Origin of the sequence: Rhodoplanes sp. SY1, assembly GCF_046000175.1 — a bacterium.
GTDB lineage: Bacteria > Pseudomonadota > Alphaproteobacteria > Rhizobiales > Xanthobacteraceae > Rhodoplanes.
Genome location: NZ_JBEOMB010000438.1, coordinates 1 through 601 on the forward strand (window position 1 = coordinate 1; position 601 = coordinate 601).

At 49.9% G+C, this 601-nt stretch carries 1 protein-coding gene; it reads right to left on the reverse strand.

Going from position 1 to position 601, the window contains the following annotated elements:
- Window positions 1-49 precede the first annotated feature (49 nt).
- A partial coding sequence (locus tag ABTU92_RS30210; protein ID WP_408095220.1) for a hypothetical protein occupies window positions 50-601 on the reverse strand: 552 nt, incomplete at its 5' end.

Below are 601 nucleotides of genomic sequence, written 5' to 3' on the forward strand. Positions count from 1 at the left end.
CGCTACGCTCCAGCCGGGCTACGATCAACGAAGACCCGGGCTACGCGTGCTACGGTGAACCAGGGTTCGCTTGTGCGGAAAGGAATCGTCCTATTTTCTCACACAGTCGCTTAAATGATGAATTGATCTTCGCTTGTTCAAGGTCCATTGCGCGGCTGAACATGGCTTGGTGAATAATGGGATCGTAAGTCACGCTCATTCTACTTCGAAGCCACTCTTTTGCTCCCCGGATTGCTTCGGAGTTTCGAGGCGCTTCAAGGTCCTCCGGAAGTCCAACAAGCCCTCGCAGTGACGTAGCTGCTGCCAAAAACCATGATTCGTACTCTTTTTGCGCGAGAGCTACAAGCATGTTGATGTCGCTGCGAATTGACTTGGCATCTTGAAGTATCTTCGGCCCTACTTCTCCTGGACAGTCGTCTTCGCAATCAAGTAAAATAAGCACCAATCCGTTTTGTGTTGCAGCCTTGGCAGATGCCAACAGTATATTCTTCTTGCGGTAAATTGGGTCGTTCAAGAACGACCCTGATTTGATTCGAATAGGCGGATTCACAATTAATTGTCCGGCAAATCCGGAGGCTTTGGCTATCCGGTGAAGGAGGAT